The following is a 19,836-nucleotide window of genomic DNA, read 5'->3' on the forward strand; positions in this document are numbered from 1 at the left end:
ATCACCCCTTCTGCGCCATGGCAATCGCCGCAGCCAGATCGAGACGCCCGTCATAGAGCGCGCGCCCGGTGATCACGCCTTCGATCCCGTCGCTGGAATGGACGGCCAGCAGGCGGATATCATCCAGCCCCTTGACCCCGCCACTGGCGATGACCGGCAGGTCGGTTTGCCGCGCCAGTTCCACGGTGGCATGGATATTGCAGCCCTTGAGCAGGCCATCGCGCCCGATATCGGTGAACAGCAGACTGGCCACGCCCGCATCCTCGAACCGGCGCGCCATATCGACAATCGAGACATCGGACACTTCGGCCCAGCCTTCGGTGGCAACCATGCCATCGCGCGCATCGACCGCCACCACGATCCCGCCCGGGAAAGCCGCGGCCATGTCTTTCACGAACTGCGGGTCTTTCAGCGCCGCCGTGCCCATGACAATCCGGCTGACGCCCAGATCGAACCAGCCTTCCACCGCTTCGCGCGTACGGATGCCGCCGCCCAGTTGCACATGCCCCGGAAACGCTTCGAGGATCGCCTCGACCGCTTCGCGGTTTTCCGCGCGACCGGCAAAAGATCCGTCGAGATCGACAACATGCAGATATTGCGATCCCGCTTCGGCAAAGAGCATCGCCTGTGCGGCGGGATTATCGCCATAAACGGTGGCGCGATCCATATCGCCTTCGGCAAGGCGGACCACCTGGCCCTGCTTGAGGTCGATGGCGGGAAATACGATCATGGTCAGGGATTCCAGTCGAGGAAACGCGCCAGAAGCTCCAGCCCATAACCCTGGCTCTTTTCAGGGTGGAACTGGACGCCCAGCAGATTGTCATGCGCCACGGCGGCCACCAGTCCACCGCCGTGATCGGTCATCGCGGCAACGTGGCGGCCATCGTCAGGCTGAAAGTGATAGGAATGCAGGAAGTAGGCTTCGCCCGGTGCAATCAGCGCCGCGCCATCATCATGGCGCGCAGGCACCACATCGTTCCAGCCCATATGCGGAATCTTGATCGCCGGGTCCGTGCGTTCGATCAGGCGCACTTCGCCCGGCACCCAGCCCAGCCCTTCGGTCACGCCATGTTCCAGCCCGCGCGTGGCCAGCAATTGCATGCCCACGCAAATCCCGAGGAACGGTGCGCCGCCCACATGCACCCGCTCGGTCATCGCATCGACCAGACCGGGGATAGCCCGCAATCCGGCCGCACAGGCGCCAAACGCACCCACACCGGGCAGCACGATCCGGTCGGCGGCCCTGACGGTATCGGGATCGGCGGTGACTTTCACCCCCGCGCCGCCCGCTGCCATCAGCGCATTGTGCACGGAATGGAGATTGCCCGCGCCGTAATCGACGAGAGCGATAACCTCAGCCACCAAGCTGCCCCTTGGTCGAGGGCACGGCCCCGCCCTTGCGCAGGTCCAGTTCTACCGCCTGCCGCATGGCACGGGCAAAGCCCTTGTAGATACCTTCGATGATATGGTGATTGTTCTGCCCATAGAGCAGTTCGATATGCAGCGTGATGCCGATCGCCTGTGCGATCGACTGGAACCAGTGTTCGAACAGTTCGGCATCCATTTCACCCAGCCGGGGCTGGCTGAAACCCGCCTTCCAGACCAGCCAGGGCCGTCCGGAAATGTCCAGCGATACGCGCGCCAGCGCCTCGTCCATCGGGGAATAGGCCGTGCCGTAACGGCCGATGCCCGCCTTGTCGCCCAATGCCTGGGAAATGGCCTGCCCCAGCGCAATGGCGCTGTCTTCCGTCGTGTGGTGCTGATCGACATGGAGATCACCGGAAACCTTCAGCTTCACATCGATCAGCGAATGGCGGGAAAACTGTTCCACCATATGATCGAGAAAGCCGATACCGGTCGAAACCTCATAGGCGCCGGTTCCGTCGAGATTCACCTCGACGGCAATTTCAGTCTCGCTGGTCTTGCGATTGATCGTCCCTGTACGCATGCGCCCGCCTATAGGCCCATAGCCGATAAGCGCAATATCCGCGTGACTGTGCTGCGACATACGCTTTGCGCTTGACCGGTCCACGCGCCGGGGCCACTTTTAGGGCATGAGCGACGAAACACCTGACAGCCTGATCCCCTACGATGAAATCGTGCAGGAAGCCCTGCGTGCCGTTGTTGGCAGAGTTTTGGGCCAGATTGTCGATTCCGGGGGCACATTGCCGGGGAATCACCATTTCTACGTCACGTTCAAGACCGGGGCGCCGGGGGTTTCCATCCCGGCCCACCTGCGCGAACGTTTCCCTGATGAAATGACCATCGTCCTCCAGAACAAGTTCTGGGAACTGACGGTCGGGGAAGAATTCTTCTCGGTCGGGCTGAGCTTCAACCAGATTCCCGCCAAGCTGGTGATTCCCTTCGCGGCGATCACCGCTTTCGTCGATCCGGCGGTCGATTTCGGCCTGCAATTCCAGGCCTCCGTGCCGGATATGGCGCCCGAACCGCATGACGATGCGGAAAATGATTCGCCCGAAACCGACGACAGACCCGCCGCTGCCACCAGCGATGACGGCTCCAATGTCGTCACCATCGATTTCGGCCGCAAGAAGTAGCAACGCCGCCACCGAGGGTGGAGCATGGTCAAGGCCGTCAGGAAATCGCTGATCAGGAAACGGCGTAAACCCCCGCCCACCGCACGGCAGGCCGCGAAAAAAGGCATTGCCGGGCCGAGCACGGACCCGGCCACCAACCTCCTGCTAACCGATATCGTGCTGCGCGGCGCGACCGTGATGGCGCGCATGGCGATAGAGCAGGCCTTGCTGAACCAGCGCTATGATCCCAAGACCGCCAAAACGATCGTCGCCAAACGGGGTCTCGGAAAACGCCTTTTCTCCATGGGCATAAGCCGCATTGCCGCACACTCCCTGCCCGGAATGCTGGTTGTCGGCAGCGGCATGGCCGGCAAGATCATGCTCGATCGGGCCCGTGCACGGCGACAGGCGCGGCGGGCCGCCTTATCATCGGCCCCAACCCCGGATAAGCTGCCCGGAGAAAGCTGAAGCCTGCAGGCAGGCAAAAATCGGGCAGCAGGGCGCAGTCCCTGCTTGATTCCCGCGCCCGGGCGCGCCAATTGCGGGCATGGCCAATCAAGATGATCTCAACCGCCGCGGCTTGATGTTTGTCCTTTCCTCGCCATCCGGGGCCGGAAAGACGACCATATCGCGCATGCTGCTCGCCGCGGAAGAGAACCTCCATATGTCGGTTTCGGTGACCACCCGGCCAATGCGCCCGGGCGAGGTGGATGGCACCGATTACCTGTTCGCCCGCCGCCCGGAATTTGACCGGATGGTAGCGGAAGATGCCTTTCTCGAATGGGCGGAAGTGTTCGGCAATTGCTATGGCACGCCCAGGGCGGAAATCGACGCCGGGCTGCGCAATGGCAAGGATTACCTGTTCGATATCGACTGGCAGGGCACCCAGCAGTTGCACCAGCGCGCCGGGCCGGATGTGGTACGCGTCTTCCTGCTGCCGCCCAGCATTGCCGAACTGGCGCACCGCCTGTCATCGCGCGGAACCGACAGTGCCGAAGTGATCGCCGGGCGCATGGCCCGTGCGCAATCGGAAATCAGCCATTGGGACGGCTATGACTATGTCGTCATCAATGACGATATCGATGCCTGTTTCGCCAAAGTGCGCACGATCCTGCACGCGGAACGGCTGCGCCGCCGCCGGCAAACCGGGCTGGTGGATTTCGTCCGCGAACTGATGCGCTAGTGACCCGAATCTGCAGTTCGCAGCATTGTGAGGCAGGCGCTGAGCGAACTTCAGATTCATAAGGGTCACTAGAATTTATGGATTCTAGTGTGGTTTATGGATTTGAAATTCGCGCCGTACCTAGCCGATTAATGATGCGAATTTCAAATCCACCACACTAGGCCGCGCTCACGCGCCTCTCGATCCAACGCGCAAGCTCAGGATTGGCGGGGACAGGCGTATCTGTCCCCGCGCAACCCCATCCGTAATCTCAGAAGCCCTTGCTCCAGCGCAGGGCAATGCCCTTGTCATCGGGCACCTGGGCGTAATGCCCCGGGTCCCGACGATAGAACACGCTGGCCGTGGCAAATCCACTGAACAGACGCCCGTTCCACGCCAGTTCGCCCATCACCTCGCGCCCATCGGGGGCGAGGTTCAGCGAACGGGTACCGAATGTCGTCGTGCCGGTGGCATAATCATAGGCGACCGGCAAATCGAGCCGCAGTCTGCCGGATTCGACCCGCAGCGGCTGCGCGATACGCAGGGCAATGCTGTCCGATTGGCCGAACACCTGCCGCTTGCTGACATCGAACGACCATGCCCGGCTGCGCAATTGCGATCCGTCCGCGATCAACCCGGCAGAACGGGCCATGGTCCAGCCTTCGCGCCAAGCCGCCCCAAATCGCCATGATGGGGCGAAATCCCAGCCCAGCCGACCATCGAGGACCACGCTGTCCGCCCCCTTGCCGCCAAAGGCATCGTTGAAGCGCGCGCCCAGAACGGTGCGGTTCTCGTTCATCCAGCTCAGCCCGAACGCCATGTCGACCGGGCCCCAGTCGCGATCGAGCGCGATGCCGAAACGGGTCATGCCGTCGCGTGAGCGGCTGTCGCGCAAGGCGGTATCGAACCGCAGCGGCGCGCCCGAAACAACCCGTGCGCTTTCGGCACCGGCCGTCAGCCCCCACCCGCCGATTTGCCGACGCAGCGCCAGCGAAACCCGGTCATCCGCCATGAACCCTTCTTCCGAAGCCGCGTCCTGCGCCACGAAGAACGCCGGGCGATCGGCGCCCTGCAACTGCGCGACCAGCCCATTGGCGGTATCGGAAAAACCAAAGCCCACCTGTGTATTGGGCGAAAGCCGCAAGGCGACACGCGCCGCCAGAACGCGGGCTTTTTCCGCATCTTCCTGTGTCAGGCGCATGGCATCGGGCCATATCTGGATATTGCCCGAATTGGTGGCATCGACCGTGAAGGCAAATGTCGCCTTGTCGCTTGCCCCCGCCAGAACGCGCTGTTCGCTCGCCAGCGCATTGCGCAGCTTGGGCACGATTGACGCACTGCGCAGGTTGTGGCCCATGTCAAAGCCATAGGCGCGATTATACTTGTCGAGTACGACCGTACCCAGCGACGCGCCCGTCAACGCATCGCCCATCGCTTCGGACCCGGCGCCAATCGTATTGCCGAGGATCACCGAGTTATCCGTGCCCGCAAACGATGTCGGGCCAACAGGGTTCATCGCCGCAGCGATATCGAGGATACCCCTGCCGTAAACCGCATCGGTCCCGACAGCCCCGGCATCATGCGCGGTGTCCAGCAGGATTTCGACGATTTGGGCACCGCTCAGCGCGGGGAAGGCCTGCGCCAGCAGCGCCACCGCGCCGCTGACTTGCGGGGCGGAAAAGCTTGTTCCGCTGTAAGTTGCAATGCCGCTGCCACTCAGCGCCGTAACCGGGACGTCCTGGCCGAGGGCGGCAAGATAGGAGGCTTTGGTCGAACCGGCCCGGTTGCTCCAGGTGGAAATGTTGCCATTGGCATCGACCGAGCCGACAACGATAACATTGCCGCCACCCGCCACGAGCAGATCGCGGGCGAAACCGGAGGGATTGGCCAAACCGTCGTTACCTGCGGAAACGACAACGACGACGCCATCAGCGGTTGCGGCGGTAATTGCGGCCGTTACTTCGGCACTGGCGGAACTCCCGCTCATCGACAGGTTGATCACCCTTGCCCCATTATCGGCGGCATAGGAGATCGCCTGGACAATCGCAGCGGTGTCATAACGGCATCGGCTGCTGCAGGTGGTGCCCCGATCGACGCGCAGAGCCATGATGGTGGCGTCATAGGCGATGCCCATCGTGCCCACATCATTGCGGGCGGCGGCGGCGACCAGCGCAATACGCGTGCCGTGCGTACCGCCTTGCGATGCAAAGTCGGCATGGCCAGCAAAATCTTTTGAAAGATTGGAAATCCGGCCGGTGAATTCGGCGTTATTGGTGTCGATCCCATCGTCGATGATGGCGATCGCAACGCCGCTGCCGGTGGCCGGGTCGGTCGGATCGGACCAGGCGGCGACCGCATTGTGGAACTTCGCACTAGTGCTCGCCTGAAACTCAGTGGTGTCGAACGCCGTCGGCACAGCCACCGGCGGCGGCGGCGTTCCCGTGGGTGTGGGCGTGGGCGTAGGCGTTGGGGTCGGCGTAGGCGTGGGCGTGGGCGTGGGCGTAGGCGTAGGCGTAGGCGTAGGCGTAGGCGTAGGCGTAGGCGTAGGCGTAGGCGTAGGCGTAGGCGTAGGCGTAGGCGTGCTCGAAACGCCGCCACCGCCACCACCGCCGCAGGCGGCCAGAAGAATCATCGCAGACAAGGCTGCCCCATGCAGCACTTTCTTCCGAATATTGCCCGTCGCCCGCATTACCTTAACCCCCTGCATCGCAATTTGCGTTGTTCCCACAGGCGAATAAAGCAAACCTTAATACGAAGAAATACTCATCCGCCGCTTTTCACCACCCCCGCCCCCTCTTGCCCCGTTCGCTGCAAGCGGTTAGGCGCCTGCCCCATTAGATGATCCGCGTAGGAGAAGCCCGCATGTCCGCCCAACTCGCCGCCGCCATTGAAGCCGCCTGGGAGGCGCGCGATACCGTCACCCCCGCCAGCGCGGATGTGCGCAAGGATGTGGACGCCGCGCTTGCCCTGCTGGAAAGCGGTGCCGCGCGCGTGGCCGAACCCGACGGCCAGGGCGGGTGGACCGTCAACCAGTGGCTCAAGAAGGCCGTGCTGCTCTCGTTCCGCCTTAACGACAATATCGTGATCGAAAACGGTTCGGGCGGCGCCCCCGCGTTCGACAAGGTGCCCAGCAAATTCGACACCTGGGGCGATGACCAGTTCCGCGATGCAGGCTTCCGCGTGGTTCCGGGCGCCGTCGCCCGCCGCGGCAGCCATATCGCCAAGGGCGTTGTGCTGATGCCGAGCTTCGTCAACATCGGCGCCTATGTCGGTGAAGGCACCATGGTCGATACCTGGGCCACTGTCGGCAGTTGCGCGCAGATCGGCAAGAACGTGCACATTTCGGGCGGCGCCGGTATCGGCGGCGTGCTCGAACCGCTGCAGGCCGGCCCGGTGATCATCGAAGACGGCGCATTTATCGGTGCCCGTTCGGAAGTGGCCGAAGGCGTGATCGTGGGTGAAGGCGCGGTTCTTTCCATGGGCGTGTTCCTCGGCGCATCGACCAAGATCGTCGATCGTGCCACCGGCGAAGTCCACATCGGCAAGGTTCCGCCTTATGCCGTGGTTGTCCCCGGTTCGCTGCCGGGCAAGCCCCTGCCCGATGGCACCCCCGGCCCCTCGCTCTACTGCGCGGTGATCGTAAAAACCGTGGACGCCCAGACCCGTTCGAAGACCGGGATCAACGAACTGCTGCGCGACTGACCGCCTTTCCCCGCGCGGAACATCTGGCGCGGGAAACCGTTGTTGTTGGGGGGGTGTCACCCACCCTCCGCAACAATGGAGAGTGCACATGGAACGCCAAGGCGATGAAGTCCATGTCACCACGGACGAGGTGCGTGGCGGGTCGACGCCGCATATTGTTCGATGGGTTCTCGGGATCAGCCTGATTCTGGCAATCGCGCTGCTGTCGATGACATGGATTACCGGGGCGATGAGCGTCGGGTAACGTTCGATGCCGGGCGATCATCCGGATTGGCCGGGTCTCGCCCGTTTCCTCGCCGCACAGGAACGCGGCATGATCTGGCATAGGGCGCTGGAGGAACTGCGCTCGGGTCGGAAACAGAGCCACTGGATGTGGTTCATCTTCCCGCAAATCGCTGGTCTGGGCAGCAGCGCGACATCCCGGTTCTACGCCCTGCGCGATAGTGTCGAGGCGCGCGCCTATCTGGCGGACTCCGTGCTGGGTGCACGGCTTCTGGCCTGCACCGCCGCAGTCCTGCAATGGGCGGGAAAGCGCGATCTCGAAACGCTGTTTGGCGCCATCGATGCGCGGAAATTCCGCAGCGCGATGACCCTGTTCGAAGCCGTAGGCGGCGGCCCACAGTTCACAGAAGCTCTCGATAAACTTGCTCGTGGCGAACGGGACCGGCAAACGCTGGCCGTGCTCGCCGCCGGTTGAGCGTCAGTCCGGAACGGGCGTTTCGATCGGTGGATCGCCTCTGTGGGCTGCCGCATAACGTTCGGCCGCACGCATGACGCGCAAGATATTGCGGCTGGCGATCTTTTCCAGATCGGCTTGCGCATAACCCCGCCGGGCCAGTTCCACGAACAGCGCGGGATAGCCCGCGACATCGTCCATCCCCGCCGGGCCGTGCGGCATGCCATCGTAATCGCCGCCCAGCCCGATATGATCGATCCCCGCGATCTTGCGGATATGGTCGATATGATCGGCCAGCTGGCCAATCGTGACCTGCGGTTCGGGGTGGGCCTGATCCCATGAAGCCAGCCCCGCCGCCACCGCATCCGCTTGCCCCGGCCACAGGGTTTCCAGCCGCGCCTGTTCGCCCTTACGGTCGGCTTGCCAGCTACGCGCCGCTTCGCTGATATAGGCGGGCAGCGCCACGGCCATCACGATCCCGCCATTGGCAGGCAGCCGAGCAAGAACGCTGTCGGGCACGTTGCGGACGTGATCAGTCACCGCCCGCGCACCCGAATGGCTGAAAATCACCGGCGCTTGCGCAACGTCCAGCGCATCGAGCATGGTCGGCTCGCTGACATGGGCCAGATCGACCAGCATGCCCAGCCGGTTCATTTCGCGCACCACGTCGCGGCCGAAATCGGTCAACCCGCCATGCGCGGGCGTGTCGGTCGCGCTATCCGCCCAGGGCGTGTTTTTGGCATGGGTCAGTGTCAGATACCGCACGCCCAGCGCCTGCATCTGGCGCAGCACCGCAAGGCTCGATCCGATCGAATGGCCACCTTCCATGCCCATCAGCGAGGCAATCTGGCCCTTCGCCATGGCCTGTTCGACATCCTGCGCGGTCAGCGCCAGACGCAGATCGCGCGGATACCGGGCGATCAGGCGCTTGGTCACATCGATCTGTTCGAGTGTCGCCTGCACCGCTTGCGGTTCGGACAGATCGGCACTGACGAAGACCGACCAGAACTGCGCACCGACGCGGCCCTTGCGCAGGCGCACCAGATCGGTGTGCATCGCGCGGCCATGCGGCGCATCGGCACCCGTGGCATGGGTGTCCTCGAAATCGAACCCGTCGAGAATATTACGGTAACGCCCGCGCAACTGGATCGGCGCATCGTTGTGGCCGTCGAACACGGGGGCCGCCTTCAGCGCGGCGGCGGCAACCTGTTCCGGGGTTTGCGCGGCAATCGGCGTGCCGAACAGCGCAACCCCGAACAGGAACCCTGCCACCAGCCGACCTGTCCCACGCATGCCCGTCTCCTTGTCTCCGCCGTCACCCGGCAGAGCTAACCGGCGCAGGCCCATGGGGGCAAGCGCCAATGCAGGGGCAGAGCCAGGCGGGAGGAATCAGGCGTGCGGGACGGATCACCGCAGCCGGTCAATCCGCGTCGTCATCCCAGTTTTCGTCGTCTTCATCGACGCGCGCATACGTTGCGGTCAGCATGGCGACGCCGACCACGTGCCCGTCGATGGCCGCCAGCACTTCATCACGCGATGCGCCCGGCATCAGCGTCAAAGGCAGGTCCACCGCGAACAGCTGGAAGACATAGGCATGGGCATCGTCATCATGCGGCGGTTCGGGCAGCAACCATTCGCTGTTGCGATGGGCGTTCTTGCCCACGCGCGGCGGGACTTCGCCTTCCAGCAACTGGCCCTTCTGCGGGGCGAGGCCCCAGACCAGCCAGTGGCAGGCCGGGTCAGCGCCAGCGGCATCGGGATCTTCGACCACCAGCACCAGTTCCATCGTCCCTGATGGCGGTGCGGTCCATTCGAGCGGCGGAGCAACGGCATCTTCTTCGTCCGCGGTGAAACTGGGGTCGAGTTCTTCCCCATCCTCGAACGCGGCGGAACGAAGCGCGAAGCCGGACTTGCCGAACAGTTCGGGGCTGGCAAGCCGCGCAACGGCCAGTTTTGCATGTCCTGCGCTCAATTCATGGTCCTTTCCGGGCTGGATGCGTCTGCGAAGGCCTCCTTAGGCGCGCCCTCGCCGAAACGACAAGGGGGCGCCACCGGTTTTGGTGACGCCCCCTTGCAAGACTTGGTGATAAGCAGGCGAAGGGATCAGCCTTCACTATCCTGCCCGGCCAACAGGAAGCGCCAGATCAGCGCGCCCAGCGCAGCACCGACCAGCGGCGCGACCCAGAACAACCAGAGCTGCCCCAATGCCGCCGTATCCGCAAACAGGGCAACGCCGGTCGAACGGGCCGGATTGACCGAGGTATTGGTCACCGGAATCGAGATCAGGTGGATCAGCGTCAGCGCCAGACCGATGGCCAGCGGCGCAAAACCGGCCGGGGCCAGGCGCGACGTCGAACCGATGATCACCAGCAGGAAGCCCGCTGTCAGCACGATTTCTATAAGCAGCGCCGATTGCAGCGAATAGCCGCCTGGCGACAGTTCGCCGAACCCGTTCGAGGCAAACCCGCCCGCAGCGAAGCCCGCCTTGCCCGAAGCAATGGCATAGAGCACCGCCCCGGCCACAATCGCGCCAATCACTTGCGCCACCCAGTAAGGGATCAGTTCCTTCCAGTCGAACCGGCCAGCCACAGCCAGCCCCAGCGACACCGCAGGGTTGAAATGGCCGCCGGAAATGCCGCCGACGGCATAGGCCATGGTCACGACGGTCAGGCCGAATGCCAGCGCCACGCCCGCAAAGCCGATGCCCAGTTCAGGAAAGGCCGCGGCCAGTACCGCAGAGCCGCATCCCCCGAAAACAAGCCAGAACGTTCCGAAAAATTCTGCTGCAATCTTACGAACCATCTTCCCCACTCCTCAATGAGAGGAAGAAAGTTACTGCATTTTTAACAATCTACAAACATCATTTAGAACGGTTCTCATCACGTCGAATTATGGTGCGTTTCCGTCGGGATAGCCATCAGGATAATCGGGATGCCATTGCATGGCATCGCCGATCCCCTCCAGCGTGATCGGCGCGCGGCGCGGCTCCATACGCCAGCTCACAGCCTCGCCCGCTTCATCGATCCGGCCTTTCACCGTCTTGCGCCGGTGCGTCAGGTAATTGACCGAAATATCCTCGCTCTCGCCGCTGTTCCGCGCGAGATAATGACGATCGTATCCAATCAGAACGAAATGGGGCGCCTGCCAGCGAAAGGCATAGGTCGCATTCCACGTCCCCCAGCCCCGGCATTCATGAAATTTTCCAGCGTGAGCGTGAGCACGCCGCGCTTTATGGCGATTTCGCGCAAGGGATCTTCCTGCATCGGATTGTCCCTGCGGGGGATCAGTACATGGTTGGCAACCACCCGGCGAAACAGCCCTTCCCCTTCGCGAAAGGCCACCAGCAGGATACGGGGATTGGTGTCCAACGGTTCGCCCAGCCAGGGGTCGGATACCATGTTGGCCGGATCGCGCATCCGCAGGATCGCGGCGAAATCGTCCTTGCCATCGTTGTTGAGATCGCCCTGTTTATGGCTTTCCATCACCCAGCCTTCGGGGATGAAATCGAACATGGTGTCCGCCGTTTCGGCAAGCGCCGGATAGCTGACAGGGGGCAGATTATCGGGATCGAACGGTTGCCCATCCCCGGTGGTCGCGCCCGTTTCCTGCGCCTGCGCCACCGCCATCGGCGCACCGCAGATCAGCGCCAGCGCAACGGCCCGGGCCACCAGACGCCTGTATCGGATCATCCCCCCATTCCCCCCTGCCACCATTACCCCCTGCTTGTGCCGGTCAGTTGAAACGATAGGCCGAAATCGCGCTGCCCATCATGGATTCATTATAGTCCACCGTGCCCGCCGCCGCCGATGCACCGGCCGCCACCATCAGCGGCAGCAGGTGTTCCTCGCGCGGGTGGCTGTGCCGGGCGTTGGGCGCGCCTTCCCATTGCGTGAGCAGGGCGGCGCGGTCACCCGCCGGAGCCTGTGCCGCATCGCCCAGCCAGTGATCGAAATCGACCGAATAGGCCGCCAGCGACGGATTGCGCATCACCGCCATATTGTGAAAGCTCATCCCCGACCCGATCACCAGCACGCCCTGATCGCGCAGCGGGGCCAGCGCCCGGCCCGCCGCCAGATGCAGCGCGGGATCGAGGCTGGCGTCCAGCGACATTTCCACCACCGGGATATCGGCATCGGGGAACGCCACTTTCAGCGGCACGAACATGCCGTGGTCGAAACCGTGATCGGCATCGACCCGCGCAGGCAGGCCCGCCGCATTCAGCAGGGCCGCCGCCGCATCCGCCAGCCACGGCGCACCCGGCGCGGGATAAGTCAGTTCATAGGTATGCGGGGGGAACCCGTAATAATCGTAGATCAGCCCGGGTGCGGTGCCGCCGGTAAAGGCGAATCCTTCGGTTTCCCAGTGCGCGGACACCAGCAGAATGGCGCGCGGCCGTTCGGGCAGGCTACCCGCGATCGACTGCAGATAGGCTTCCATCTGGCGCCACATGCCCGTGGGATCGGGCATGAAAAAGCATGGTCCGCCACCGTGCGGGATATAGAGGCTGGGCTGGGTTGCGGGGCTGGTCGTGTCGGTCATGTCTGCCATATGGGTATGGCATGGCGTTTCGAACAGGGGCCGCCGCGCATGGGCCTGCTTACGGGTTGGCCGGGCCGGTAAAGGGCTTGCTGTCGGTCCACCCGCAGCCGCTGCGCAATTCGCCGTCGCCCTGCGGCCCGATCCGCAAGGTCACCGTGAAGGGATAAGTCCGGTCCGACATGCCATCGCTGCATTCGCCCGGTGTCACCGCCATGCCGAAGGCCTTGCCTTCCAGCGTCCCGGTGAGCGAGATCCCGTTGCGCCCGGCGAAACGGGCGACAGTGATCGTTTCCCCTTCCGCGTTTTCGGGCGTGGTATATTTCAGCACCGTGCCTTTGGTTTCGCCGCCCCAGAACGGTTCCGTCCCGGTAAAACGCAAGGTTTCGTCCGCCTTGATCCCGTCATAAGGCTGGCCGTCCTGCGCGCTGCCGGGAACGTTGGCCTGCCCCGGTCCGTTCTGCTGGCAGGCGGCGAGCGCAAGCGTAAGAGCACCCAGAGCGAGCGGTGCAGCGAGACGTGCGAGGATACGGGTCATCGCGCCATGATGCCGCCCCGGCGACCATGGTGCAAGCCCGCTTTGCGGGACGGGACGGGGTGAGGCACACCGCGCAACCGCACTGCACAGGACGCTTGCCCCCCACCTGTCGGCCTGACATAGCGCCCACACCATCCGAATTGCGCGACGAGGGGACAGCGACATGCCCGATACTGACGAAGACTATGTGTTCGACGAGGAAACCGGCGAATGGATGCCAGCCTCGGAACTGGCGGCCAAGCAGGCGGCAGCGGGCGCGATCGAAGTGCGCGATGCAGTGGGCAATCTCCTGCAGGATGGCGATCAGGTGACCCTGATCAAGGATCTCGAGGTCAAGGGCGCGGGCCAGACGCTGAAGCAGGGCACCCTGATCAAATCGATCCGTCTGACCGGCGATCCCCAGGAAATCGACTGCAAGTATCCGGGCATCAAGGGGCTGGTGCTGCGCGCCGAATTCGTGCGCAAACGCTGATCGCGGCGGTTGACACAGAACACCCGCAAAACGCGCCAGCCACACGCCAGCCACACGGGGCCCCGCCCCTATGGCCAGTGCCCGCGATCATGGGCGCGCAAGGCCCGACCATACTGTGACAGCAACCGCAAAAGCGCGGTATTGCTGGGCTGGCGGTTCACCGTGGCAAACCGCCCGCGATACATCCGCACGCGGATCGCCCCGTCAAACGCCAGAACCGGCAGTTCATCGGGTGTGACCTTCCGCGCCGGTATTTTAATACCGTTCTTGCGGATGGCCAGCGCCGCATCCCATGCGGCGGCAAAACTTTCCGCGCCCGGCCTGCGCCGCAAGCGGTACAGCGTTTCACGCGAACACCCGACACGCGCGGCAGCCTGCGAGACCGAGCCGGTTTCCGCGAGATAGCCGATAAAGCGGCCCTGCCGTTCGGGCGTCCATCCATCACGCCGCCTGCGCAGTGGCACCGGCACGAATTGCGGCAGCCGCCGCCACGATGGCCAGCGGGCGGGTTTGCCAGTGCCGGAGCGGTTGGCCGAGCGATTGGCGGAGCGGGTCGGGGATTGGCGCGTCATCGCGCAGCATAAGGCAGATTTCACGCCTGTAGGAAAGCGCGGCATAGCGATGCAGTGATGCACACTGCGGCCATCTGCGGACCGCAGTGTGCCACAGGCATCAGGGTTTCAGATGGTTGGTCGTGATGGTCTTGCCATCGGTGGTGACCGACGCATACCCGTTTTCCTTGATGTCGTTGGCCGCCAGACGGCCGGTCAGGTCAAGCCGCAGCGTATGCTTGTTGTTGAAGCTGTCGGGCGACGACAGGCGCACCCCGGTCCAGGCATAGCTGCTGTAAATCGCACCCAGATCGGCCTTCTGCGCGTCCATGACCCCGGTCAGCGCCGCGGGATTGAGCTGCGAAAGCGGAATCAGGTGATCTTCCAGCCGGAAATCGGCGGCATTGCCCATAACCGTGATTTCGACCGGGCTGGGCGGCGCAAAAGTGCCAGTGGCAATATCCAGCCGCGTGCTGAGCAGCTTACGCGGATCGTCCGGGTTCTGATATTCCACCGTACAGGTGGTCATCTCGCCTTCGGGCTTGGAATCGTTGCTGTCGATCTTGCTGCCTGCGCTGAAGAACGAGGTGATTTCCGCAACCTTGGTATCGGCGCCGAGATGCTTGGCAATGGCCCGGAAGCAGACATCCGGACCTTGCGCCAATGTGGGCGCGGCGGACGGCGTGCTTGCGCCCTGCGTGGCGGCGGCCGAGGTCGCCGGCGTGGCGCCTGCGGCCGCTTCGGACGTGCCGTCCGCAGCCGTATCGTTCCCTCCGCAACCGGCCAGCCCCAAGGTCAGGATGGCGCTGATGCAGAGAAGAGAAGGTTGCAATTTCAATGTCATATTGGCTTCCTCTGGAGTGGTGAACCAGAGCGCCTTGTAGTCGGACAAGGGTGGCAATGTCGACTATGAAGCCGCATCAGCCATACTGTGCGGGACAGACAAACCGGGGCGCCCGATCTGCAATCAGGCGCCCCGAAATTGTGCCGACGAATTAACGCCGCCAGCGGCGATTGCCGTTATAGTTCTTGTAATGGCGCCGTTCACCGCGATAATCGCGATAGTCATAACCGCGATAATTGCGGTGATTGCGATAATGACGGCGGTCGTTGCGATAATACCGGTCATTGTAATAGCGGTTGGGATACCCGCGATAATAACCGCGATCCTGGTAATAGTAATAATCGGGGTAATCGCGATAATAACGCCGGTCGTAATAACGATCGCCATCGTTGTCAGCGATCGCCGCACCGATGGCCAGACCGACAATACCCGCGCCAATTGCGATAGCCGCATCGTCGCCACGATCACGATAACCACGTGCTTCTGCCGTTGTGGCCACGGCAAAAGTGCTGGCCGCCAGAACGACGGCAAGGCTCAGGCGTCCAAGATTTTTGAACATGGCCCATTCTCCTTATGGCCTTTGCCCGCATGGCAGACCACCTCGGGCAAGGGCACAATTAACCACGTGCCAACTGAACACGTTGTGAACTTTTGAGTCAGGAAACCGGCAGGGCGGAGCGGCCGAAAGGAAAGGCCGGAATTCGGCCCTATGCCGGGCGCCTGATCTTCTTGAGGATGCCGGAAAAGGCCACTGCGGGCCCGCGCGGCGATGTGATCGTGCCGCGCAGGAAGATCATCGAACCGGTCTGCCGGGTCACTTCGCCCCGGCCTTCGATCCGTTCGCCCGGGGCAACCGCCCCCACATAATCGCAGTTCAGCGAGATCGTGACAGCCGCGGCATCCCCGGTCAGCCCGGCAAAGGCGAAAAGGCAGAAATCCGCAAACGTCGCCAGCAGGCCGCCGTGCAGCCCCCCGCCGCCGTTGATATGCTTGTCCTCCACCCGCATGGCGCAGACCATCGCGCCCTGATCATCGATGCGATAATGGAACGGCCCGACGTGATCGTTGAAGGGATCGCCCCGCGATACCGACCACCCCGCCCATTCGCCCTGTGGCTCTGCGGTACGATCGGGCATTGGCGGCAATCCTTATGCAATACCGGCCCTTGCGCCGTCGCGTGGCTCAAGAGCGTTTCCTCCGGCAAGGCAAGCAGAAACGGGATGAACCCGTCCTGCCGCACGCCCTGCCGCTTATTGCGCGGGGCGGCAGTCTTTCAGCCAGATGACGTGCTTGTATTCGTCGAAATGCTCGACCGTGCCGGTCAGCTTGATGCTCTTGTTCGGCTTGAGCTGCAGCGAATAGCCCGCCTGGCCGGGGGCCATGTAACACACCACATCGGTCTTGAACGGGGCCTGATTGGGCAGACGGATCGCCTGTTCCCACGGATTGGGGATCTTGTAGCCGACACGGAAGGCGTTGCCGTCCTTGGTCACGTAATCGACCATGCCGTCGATCGTGAACTGTTTGCCTTTGTAACGGGTCAGCACGCCCGCCGCGTTGCGTTCGGTATCTTTCGAAACCTGCTGCGAGAACGACAGCGAATTCATTTTCACCGGCGCGGCAGCCACGGTGGTCGCGCCCACGCCCGATTTGGCGGCGGCGAGCCCGGCCTTGCCGCCCTTGATCTGGTTCAGCATGGCGCACATTTCATCGCGCGCCGCAGTGTCCTTGGTCGATTGCCCGGCGCGCAATTTGGCTTCCATCACCACGGTGCTGGCGCCTGCGGCTTCGGTCGCGGTGATCGTGATCGGGAAAGCGCGGGCCGAACCGGTCATCGGCTGTTCGATCAGCAGCGATCCGTATTCCGCCTCGTCGGCCATGATGTCATAGCCCTTGGCCGCCGCGATACCGCGCATCTGCTGCAGGGCGGTGACAGGCTTCGCATCGGGAACGCTGACTGTCGCGATAAAGCGCAGTCCGCCAATGATATTGCCCTTCTTCACGAACGTTTCCGCGCAATCGGCCGCCTGCGCCTGAACGGCGGTGAAAAACAGCGCGGACATCGCGCAAGGCAGGACAAGACGGGAAAGTCGCATGTGAAGGCCCCCATGACGAATGGTTATGTCTGCGACGATCTGGCGGAGATAAGTAAAAAAGGCAATAATTTCATGCACTATTCCGCGCACAGCCATCCCGCCACCCGGCATGGGCGGCACGATGGCCGGACGCGGTGCGATCACAGCATCCGCAGCGATACCAACAGGGTTTCGAGATGTTCGCGGCCCAGCTTGCTCCAGACGTTGTAGAGGCATTTCTGCCCGCTGATCTGGACATAGGCGAGCGAATCCAGCCCCGTTCCGCCGGGATTGTCTGCGGGGTAGGCCTTGGCCCCTTGCACGCCATATCCCGCGAAAGACGGTTGCGGCAGATCGGAGAGCATGCGGAAATACGGCCATTGCGCGCGCAACTGGCGTTCCTTGGCCCGCATATCGTCACCATCGCCATCGAGCAGCCCGCTGCCCGCCACGCCAAAGGCGCTGCGCATGCCGGGCAGGTCGTAGGCCACGGCCCAGCCCCCCGAATATTCGGCGGCGCGTGCGTTCACCCCAGCCCCGCCGCTGTTGGTGAAGACAATCGGCGCGCAATCTTTGCGGTTTTCCGCCTTGGACCATTCCAGCCGGGTCAGTTCCGGCGCCAGAGGATAGCCCGAAGGGACGCTGCCCTGCGATGCTGGGGGCGACGGCGCGGGGGTGGATTGCACCGGCGTGTCCGACTGGCAGGCAGCCAGCGCCAGGGGCGCCAGAACGACGGGAACCAGCCGCTTCATGCATCACCCCACATGCGGCTATCCCCCACAGGTCCGGTCGAGCAAATCATCAGTAACCTCCATTAAAAGCAACGGTTCCAACGCAGTATCCGCCACCGCATCGACAAATGCAGCCCGCGTTTCCGGATCGTCGTAGACCATTTTCGCGTCAAAGGCGCGTTGCCATGTCTGCCGATCGGGCCATTCGGCCACACCGATAAAACGCCCGCCGCCATCTGCCAGTGCCTCGTAATGCAGGCGCGAACCGAGTGAGCCGTATATTGCGCGGATCCGCTCGGTTCCCCGGCACCACGCCGCACGAAACTGCGCCTCCTTGCCGGGATGCACCCTCCACCAGTAAGCCGCCACGAACATGCCCTGCTCCTTTCCCCATACCAACGCGGGAAACGGCAGGGGGTGCCGGATCAAAGGTGCGGGGGCGCTTCCTCCGCAGGCACATCGTCCCCGCCGATCAGCGCCATGATTTCCGCGCGCGAACCGTTCCAGCCCGGCGTGTCGAGCCGTTCCAGCGCAGAGCGCACCCGATCCGCATAAGCGCCCCCATGCGGATTGTAGGCGATGGGACCGAGATTGGCCCGCGCGCGCGCCCAGTCGCCCGCCCCGATCTGCTGCATGGCGAGCGTCATGCGCAGACCGTAGTCAAACGGGGCCAGTTCCACCGCGCGTTCCAGCCCATGGATCGCGACATCGGGGGGTGTCGTGCCCTGTTCCACAAACCCGCGATAATAGTAGTAGAGCGGCAGCGGATGATCGTTTTCGAGCTTGTTGAGCGCGATGAACGGCTTGCGCGCATCCTGGAATGTCACGCCCTTGCCCCCGTCGCCCGCCATGCGGAACAGGGCATAGCCCTTCTGGACATAGGCGTTCACCCGTTTGGGATCGATTGCCAGCGCGGCATCGGCGGCGGCAATCGCGGCCTGATCGTTGCCCGCATCGAATTCCGCTTCGGCCAGTGCGGTCTGCACTGCGGCATCGGCAGGATAGCGTGCGGCAATTTCCCGCACCGGCGGGACGACCTTGTCCGCCATTTCCGGCGTCACCCCCACGCGCGAGCGGATGACATAGGGCATGACTTCCCCTTCGCCTTCGCCCAGCGCGCGGACCGCGATCGGCCCGGTTTTCAGTTTATCGGGCGGAAGCCGGAGAGTCATGATGCTGCTGCGGGCGAGATAGCGATCCAGTTCCTTTTCCAGCACCTTGAAATCGCCGAAGGCTTCCAGCCCGGCTTCGCGCGGCTTTTTCCCGCGGACCAGAAGATCATAGTACGTTTTCAGCTTTTCCCCCTGCCCGGGTTCAGACTGGAGATAGTGATAAAACAGCCAGCTCTTGCCGTAGAAGGCATCGTGCATGCCCGACTGTTTCTTCTGCCGCACCGCCGGGTCGAGCAGTTCTTCCACGGTCACATCCCGGCTGTAGCTCAGTTCCCCTGCGCGGTGATAGGCGGGCATCCCGATCTTGATATGGCCATCGCGTTCAAACGATGCAGAGGAATAGTATTCCGCGCTGCCTTCGGTCAGCCAGCTCGGCACCGGGAACGTGCTGCTCGCAATCATGAAATGGTGCGCATATTCGTGCAGCAATGCGATCATCGAAAAGTCGAGCTTTTCGCCGCCCGGGGTGATGCGCGAAACCACGGCGATCGATCCGCCCGCGCGAGGCCGGTAAAACCCGGCGACCAGCGCATTGTCCCCTTCCATCAGGGCCCGCACCTGCCGCCCGCTGCCCACGACATAGACCGTGACCCGGTTCGAAGGGCTGGGCACCAATGTGTTCGCCCCCGTCAGGAACACCATCGCCGCATGGAAGCTTTCGAGCTGTTCGGAGAATTTGCGGACGCTGGCTTCGCTGGCCTCGGCATAGACCACGAAATGGTCGCTCGACGCTTCCATCCATTTGGCCTGCGCCACACCCGGCAGGCACAGAAACGCGCACAACAACGCAAGAAACCGCATGGCCCCTCCCCCCAAGGTTAACGTGCTCTCGAAGCTATC

26 protein-coding genes are annotated in these 19,836 nt (G+C 63.3%); 7 read left to right on the forward strand and 19 right to left on the reverse strand.

All coding sequences use genetic code 11. The features are described from left to right. Position 1: 1 nt before the first annotated feature. From hisA to hisB, 3 genes are read right to left on the reverse strand one after another with little or no spacing between them, the layout of a single operon-like run. Positions 2-730, reverse strand: a complete 729-nt coding sequence (gene hisA / locus EGO55_RS07165; protein ID WP_021691475.1) for a 1-(5-phosphoribosyl)-5-[(5-phosphoribosylamino)methylideneamino]imidazole-4-carboxamide isomerase — start codon at positions 728-730, stop codon at positions 2-4. A gap of 2 nt (positions 731-732) precedes the next feature. Beyond that, a complete protein-coding gene (hisH, locus tag EGO55_RS07170) occupies positions 733-1,362 on the reverse strand; it encodes an imidazole glycerol phosphate synthase subunit HisH (protein WP_021691474.1) in 630 nt (209 codons plus the stop codon). Further along, positions 1,355-1,948, reverse strand: coding sequence for an imidazoleglycerol-phosphate dehydratase HisB (hisB, locus tag EGO55_RS07175; RefSeq protein WP_021691473.1), 594 nt, complete (start codon positions 1,946-1,948; stop codon positions 1,355-1,357). The genes hisH and hisB overlap by 8 nt, the downstream gene beginning before the upstream one ends. A gap of 106 nt (positions 1,949-2,054) precedes the next feature. Here hisB and EGO55_RS07180 point away from each other — a divergent pair, with 106 nt between their 5' ends. The 3 genes from EGO55_RS07180 (at position 2,055) to gmk (ending at position 3,720) form a co-directional block, all read left to right on the forward strand. Continuing rightward, on the forward strand, positions 2,055-2,558 hold the full coding sequence (locus tag EGO55_RS07180; RefSeq protein WP_021691472.1) for an SspB family protein: 504 nt from the start codon (positions 2,055-2,057) through the stop codon (positions 2,556-2,558). A 24-nt stretch (positions 2,559-2,582) separates the two neighbouring features. Beyond that, positions 2,583-3,005: a hypothetical protein gene (locus EGO55_RS07185; RefSeq protein WP_021691471.1), complete on the forward strand. Its 423-nt coding sequence runs from the start codon at positions 2,583-2,585 to the stop codon at positions 3,003-3,005. Positions 3,006-3,084: 79 nt separating this feature from the next. Further along, positions 3,085-3,720, forward strand: coding sequence for a guanylate kinase (gene gmk, locus EGO55_RS07190; RefSeq protein ID WP_040717149.1), 636 nt, complete (start codon positions 3,085-3,087; stop codon positions 3,718-3,720). A 250-nt stretch (positions 3,721-3,970) separates the two neighbouring features. Here the strand turns inward: gmk and EGO55_RS07195 are convergent, their stop codons facing one another. Then, positions 3,971-6,388, reverse strand: coding sequence for a S8 family peptidase (locus tag EGO55_RS07195; RefSeq protein ID WP_084620326.1), 2,418 nt, complete (start codon positions 6,386-6,388; stop codon positions 3,971-3,973). 173 nt (positions 6,389-6,561) lie between these two features. Between EGO55_RS07195 and dapD the strand changes: the two genes are divergently transcribed. From dapD to EGO55_RS07205, 3 genes are all read left to right on the forward strand, one after another. Continuing rightward, positions 6,562-7,401, forward strand: a complete 840-nt coding sequence (gene dapD / locus EGO55_RS07200) for a 2,3,4,5-tetrahydropyridine-2,6-dicarboxylate N-succinyltransferase (RefSeq protein WP_021691468.1) — start codon at positions 6,562-6,564, stop codon at positions 7,399-7,401. An 88-nt stretch (positions 7,402-7,489) separates the two neighbouring features. After that, positions 7,490-7,645, forward strand: coding sequence for a hypothetical protein (locus EGO55_RS20655; RefSeq protein ID WP_021691467.1), 156 nt, complete (start codon positions 7,490-7,492; stop codon positions 7,643-7,645). A 6-nt stretch (positions 7,646-7,651) separates the two neighbouring features. After that, positions 7,652-8,098: a DUF1810 domain-containing protein gene (locus EGO55_RS07205; RefSeq protein WP_021691466.1), complete on the forward strand. Its 447-nt coding sequence runs from the start codon at positions 7,652-7,654 to the stop codon at positions 8,096-8,098. 3 nt (positions 8,099-8,101) lie between these two features. On the opposite strand, the gene EGO55_RS07210 is transcribed toward EGO55_RS07205, so the two are convergent. The 7 genes from EGO55_RS07210 to EGO55_RS07235 all read right to left on the reverse strand — a co-directional run bounded on the left by EGO55_RS07210 (position 8,102) and on the right by EGO55_RS07235 (position 13,151). After that, entirely contained in the window at positions 8,102-9,370 is a 1,269-nt protein-coding gene (locus EGO55_RS07210) for a dipeptidase (protein WP_021691465.1), read from the reverse strand. A 127-nt stretch (positions 9,371-9,497) separates the two neighbouring features. Further along, the gene (locus EGO55_RS07215; protein WP_021691464.1) at positions 9,498-10,049 is read right to left on the reverse strand and encodes a YbhB/YbcL family Raf kinase inhibitor-like protein; all 552 of its coding nucleotides are present in this window, start codon (positions 10,047-10,049) and stop codon (positions 9,498-9,500) included. A gap of 131 nt (positions 10,050-10,180) precedes the next feature. Further along, entirely contained in the window at positions 10,181-10,879 is a 699-nt protein-coding gene (gene aqpZ, locus EGO55_RS07220; RefSeq protein WP_021691463.1) for an aquaporin Z, read from the reverse strand. An 87-nt stretch (positions 10,880-10,966) separates the two neighbouring features. Next, the gene (locus EGO55_RS20540) at positions 10,967-11,113 is read right to left on the reverse strand and encodes a hypothetical protein (RefSeq protein ID WP_156915575.1); all 147 of its coding nucleotides are present in this window, start codon (positions 11,111-11,113) and stop codon (positions 10,967-10,969) included. 86 nt (positions 11,114-11,199) lie between these two features. After that, positions 11,200-11,766, reverse strand: a complete 567-nt coding sequence (locus EGO55_RS07225; RefSeq protein ID WP_052023781.1) for a hypothetical protein — start codon at positions 11,764-11,766, stop codon at positions 11,200-11,202. A 43-nt stretch (positions 11,767-11,809) separates the two neighbouring features. Then, a complete protein-coding gene (locus EGO55_RS07230; RefSeq protein WP_021691461.1) occupies positions 11,810-12,625 on the reverse strand; it encodes a DODA-type extradiol aromatic ring-opening family dioxygenase in 816 nt (271 codons plus the stop codon). Between the two features lie 49 nt (positions 12,626-12,674). Further along, positions 12,675-13,151 (reverse strand): COG3650 family protein, encoded by a 477-nt coding sequence (locus tag EGO55_RS07235; RefSeq protein WP_021691460.1) that lies wholly within the window; start codon positions 13,149-13,151, stop codon positions 12,675-12,677. Between the two features lie 163 nt (positions 13,152-13,314). On the opposite strand from EGO55_RS07235, the gene EGO55_RS07240 reads away from it, so the two are divergent. After that, positions 13,315-13,623 (forward strand): alkylphosphonate utilization protein, encoded by a 309-nt coding sequence (locus EGO55_RS07240; protein WP_021691459.1) that lies wholly within the window; start codon positions 13,315-13,317, stop codon positions 13,621-13,623. Between the two features lie 68 nt (positions 13,624-13,691). On the opposite strand, the gene EGO55_RS07245 is transcribed toward EGO55_RS07240, so the two are convergent. The 8 genes from EGO55_RS07245 to EGO55_RS07280 all read right to left on the reverse strand — a co-directional run bounded on the left by EGO55_RS07245 (position 13,692) and on the right by EGO55_RS07280 (position 19,797). After that, positions 13,692-14,195 carry a helix-turn-helix domain-containing protein gene (locus EGO55_RS07245; protein WP_021691458.1) on the reverse strand — a complete coding sequence of 168 codons (504 nt, stop codon included), beginning with the start codon at positions 14,193-14,195 and terminating at the stop codon, positions 13,692-13,694. A 100-nt stretch (positions 14,196-14,295) separates the two neighbouring features. After that, positions 14,296-15,018 (reverse strand): hypothetical protein, encoded by a 723-nt coding sequence (locus tag EGO55_RS07250; protein WP_040717146.1) that lies wholly within the window; start codon positions 15,016-15,018, stop codon positions 14,296-14,298. A gap of 151 nt (positions 15,019-15,169) precedes the next feature. Beyond that, positions 15,170-15,577, reverse strand: coding sequence for a hypothetical protein (locus EGO55_RS07255; RefSeq protein ID WP_021691456.1), 408 nt, complete (start codon positions 15,575-15,577; stop codon positions 15,170-15,172). A 148-nt stretch (positions 15,578-15,725) separates the two neighbouring features. After that, positions 15,726-16,154: a PaaI family thioesterase gene (locus EGO55_RS07260; protein ID WP_021691455.1), complete on the reverse strand. Its 429-nt coding sequence runs from the start codon at positions 16,152-16,154 to the stop codon at positions 15,726-15,728. 114 nt (positions 16,155-16,268) lie between these two features. Continuing rightward, positions 16,269-17,114, reverse strand: coding sequence for a hypothetical protein (locus EGO55_RS07265; protein WP_124916748.1), 846 nt, complete (start codon positions 17,112-17,114; stop codon positions 16,269-16,271). A gap of 140 nt (positions 17,115-17,254) precedes the next feature. Beyond that, positions 17,255-17,845 carry a YajG family lipoprotein gene (locus tag EGO55_RS07270; protein WP_021691453.1) on the reverse strand — a complete coding sequence of 197 codons (591 nt, stop codon included), beginning with the start codon at positions 17,843-17,845 and terminating at the stop codon, positions 17,255-17,257. An 18-nt stretch (positions 17,846-17,863) separates the two neighbouring features. Continuing rightward, positions 17,864-18,199 carry an antibiotic biosynthesis monooxygenase family protein gene (locus tag EGO55_RS07275; protein ID WP_021691452.1) on the reverse strand — a complete coding sequence of 112 codons (336 nt, stop codon included), beginning with the start codon at positions 18,197-18,199 and terminating at the stop codon, positions 17,864-17,866. Between the two features lie 50 nt (positions 18,200-18,249). Beyond that, positions 18,250-19,797, reverse strand: coding sequence for a hypothetical protein (locus tag EGO55_RS07280; RefSeq protein WP_021691451.1), 1,548 nt, complete (start codon positions 19,795-19,797; stop codon positions 18,250-18,252). Positions 19,798-19,836: the final 39 nt, after the last annotated feature.

It is taken from the genome of Caenibius tardaugens NBRC 16725, from assembly GCF_003860345.1.
Classification (GTDB): domain Bacteria; phylum Pseudomonadota; class Alphaproteobacteria; order Sphingomonadales; family Sphingomonadaceae; genus Caenibius; species Caenibius tardaugens.

What these genes read in the sequence shown, in the direction of transcription:
- hisA (WP_021691475.1), bottom strand. Translation starts at nt 730, where the DNA reads ATGATCGTATTTCCCGCCATCGACCTCAAGCAGGGCCAGGTGGTCCGC.
- hisB (WP_021691473.1), bottom strand. Translation starts at nt 1,948, where the DNA reads ATGCGTACAGGGACGATCAATCGCAAGACCAGCGAGACTGAAATTGCC.
- EGO55_RS07180 (WP_021691472.1), top strand. Translation starts at nt 2,055, where the DNA reads ATGAGCGACGAAACACCTGACAGCCTGATCCCCTACGATGAAATCGTG.
- EGO55_RS07185 (WP_021691471.1), top strand. Translation starts at nt 2,583, where the DNA reads ATGGTCAAGGCCGTCAGGAAATCGCTGATCAGGAAACGGCGTAAACCC.
- gmk (WP_040717149.1), top strand. Translation starts at nt 3,085, where the DNA reads ATGGCCAATCAAGATGATCTCAACCGCCGCGGCTTGATGTTTGTCCTT.
- EGO55_RS07195 (WP_084620326.1), bottom strand. Translation starts at nt 6,388, where the DNA reads ATGCGGGCGACGGGCAATATTCGGAAGAAAGTGCTGCATGGGGCAGCC.
- dapD (WP_021691468.1), top strand. Translation starts at nt 6,562, where the DNA reads ATGTCCGCCCAACTCGCCGCCGCCATTGAAGCCGCCTGGGAGGCGCGC.
- EGO55_RS20655 (WP_021691467.1), top strand. Translation starts at nt 7,490, where the DNA reads ATGGAACGCCAAGGCGATGAAGTCCATGTCACCACGGACGAGGTGCGT.
- EGO55_RS07205 (WP_021691466.1), top strand. Translation starts at nt 7,652, where the DNA reads ATGCCGGGCGATCATCCGGATTGGCCGGGTCTCGCCCGTTTCCTCGCC.
- EGO55_RS07210 (WP_021691465.1), bottom strand. Translation starts at nt 9,370, where the DNA reads ATGCGTGGGACAGGTCGGCTGGTGGCAGGGTTCCTGTTCGGGGTTGCG.
- aqpZ (WP_021691463.1), bottom strand. Translation starts at nt 10,879, where the DNA reads ATGGTTCGTAAGATTGCAGCAGAATTTTTCGGAACGTTCTGGCTTGTT.
- EGO55_RS07225 (WP_052023781.1), bottom strand. Translation starts at nt 11,766, where the DNA reads ATGATCCGATACAGGCGTCTGGTGGCCCGGGCCGTTGCGCTGGCGCTG.
- EGO55_RS07230 (WP_021691461.1), bottom strand. Translation starts at nt 12,625, where the DNA reads ATGGCAGACATGACCGACACGACCAGCCCCGCAACCCAGCCCAGCCTC.
- EGO55_RS07235 (WP_021691460.1), bottom strand. Translation starts at nt 13,151, where the DNA reads ATGACCCGTATCCTCGCACGTCTCGCTGCACCGCTCGCTCTGGGTGCT.
- EGO55_RS07240 (WP_021691459.1), top strand. Translation starts at nt 13,315, where the DNA reads ATGCCCGATACTGACGAAGACTATGTGTTCGACGAGGAAACCGGCGAA.
- EGO55_RS07245 (WP_021691458.1), bottom strand. Translation starts at nt 14,195, where the DNA reads ATGACGCGCCAATCCCCGACCCGCTCCGCCAATCGCTCGGCCAACCGC.
- EGO55_RS07250 (WP_040717146.1), bottom strand. Translation starts at nt 15,018, where the DNA reads ATGACATTGAAATTGCAACCTTCTCTTCTCTGCATCAGCGCCATCCTG.
- EGO55_RS07255 (WP_021691456.1), bottom strand. Translation starts at nt 15,577, where the DNA reads ATGTTCAAAAATCTTGGACGCCTGAGCCTTGCCGTCGTTCTGGCGGCC.
- EGO55_RS07260 (WP_021691455.1), bottom strand. Translation starts at nt 16,154, where the DNA reads ATGCCCGATCGTACCGCAGAGCCACAGGGCGAATGGGCGGGGTGGTCG.
- EGO55_RS07265 (WP_124916748.1), bottom strand. Translation starts at nt 17,114, where the DNA reads ATGCGACTTTCCCGTCTTGTCCTGCCTTGCGCGATGTCCGCGCTGTTT.
- EGO55_RS07270 (WP_021691453.1), bottom strand. Translation starts at nt 17,845, where the DNA reads ATGAAGCGGCTGGTTCCCGTCGTTCTGGCGCCCCTGGCGCTGGCTGCC.
- EGO55_RS07275 (WP_021691452.1), bottom strand. Translation starts at nt 18,199, where the DNA reads ATGTTCGTGGCGGCTTACTGGTGGAGGGTGCATCCCGGCAAGGAGGCG.
- EGO55_RS07280 (WP_021691451.1), bottom strand. Translation starts at nt 19,797, where the DNA reads ATGCGGTTTCTTGCGTTGTTGTGCGCGTTTCTGTGCCTGCCGGGTGTG.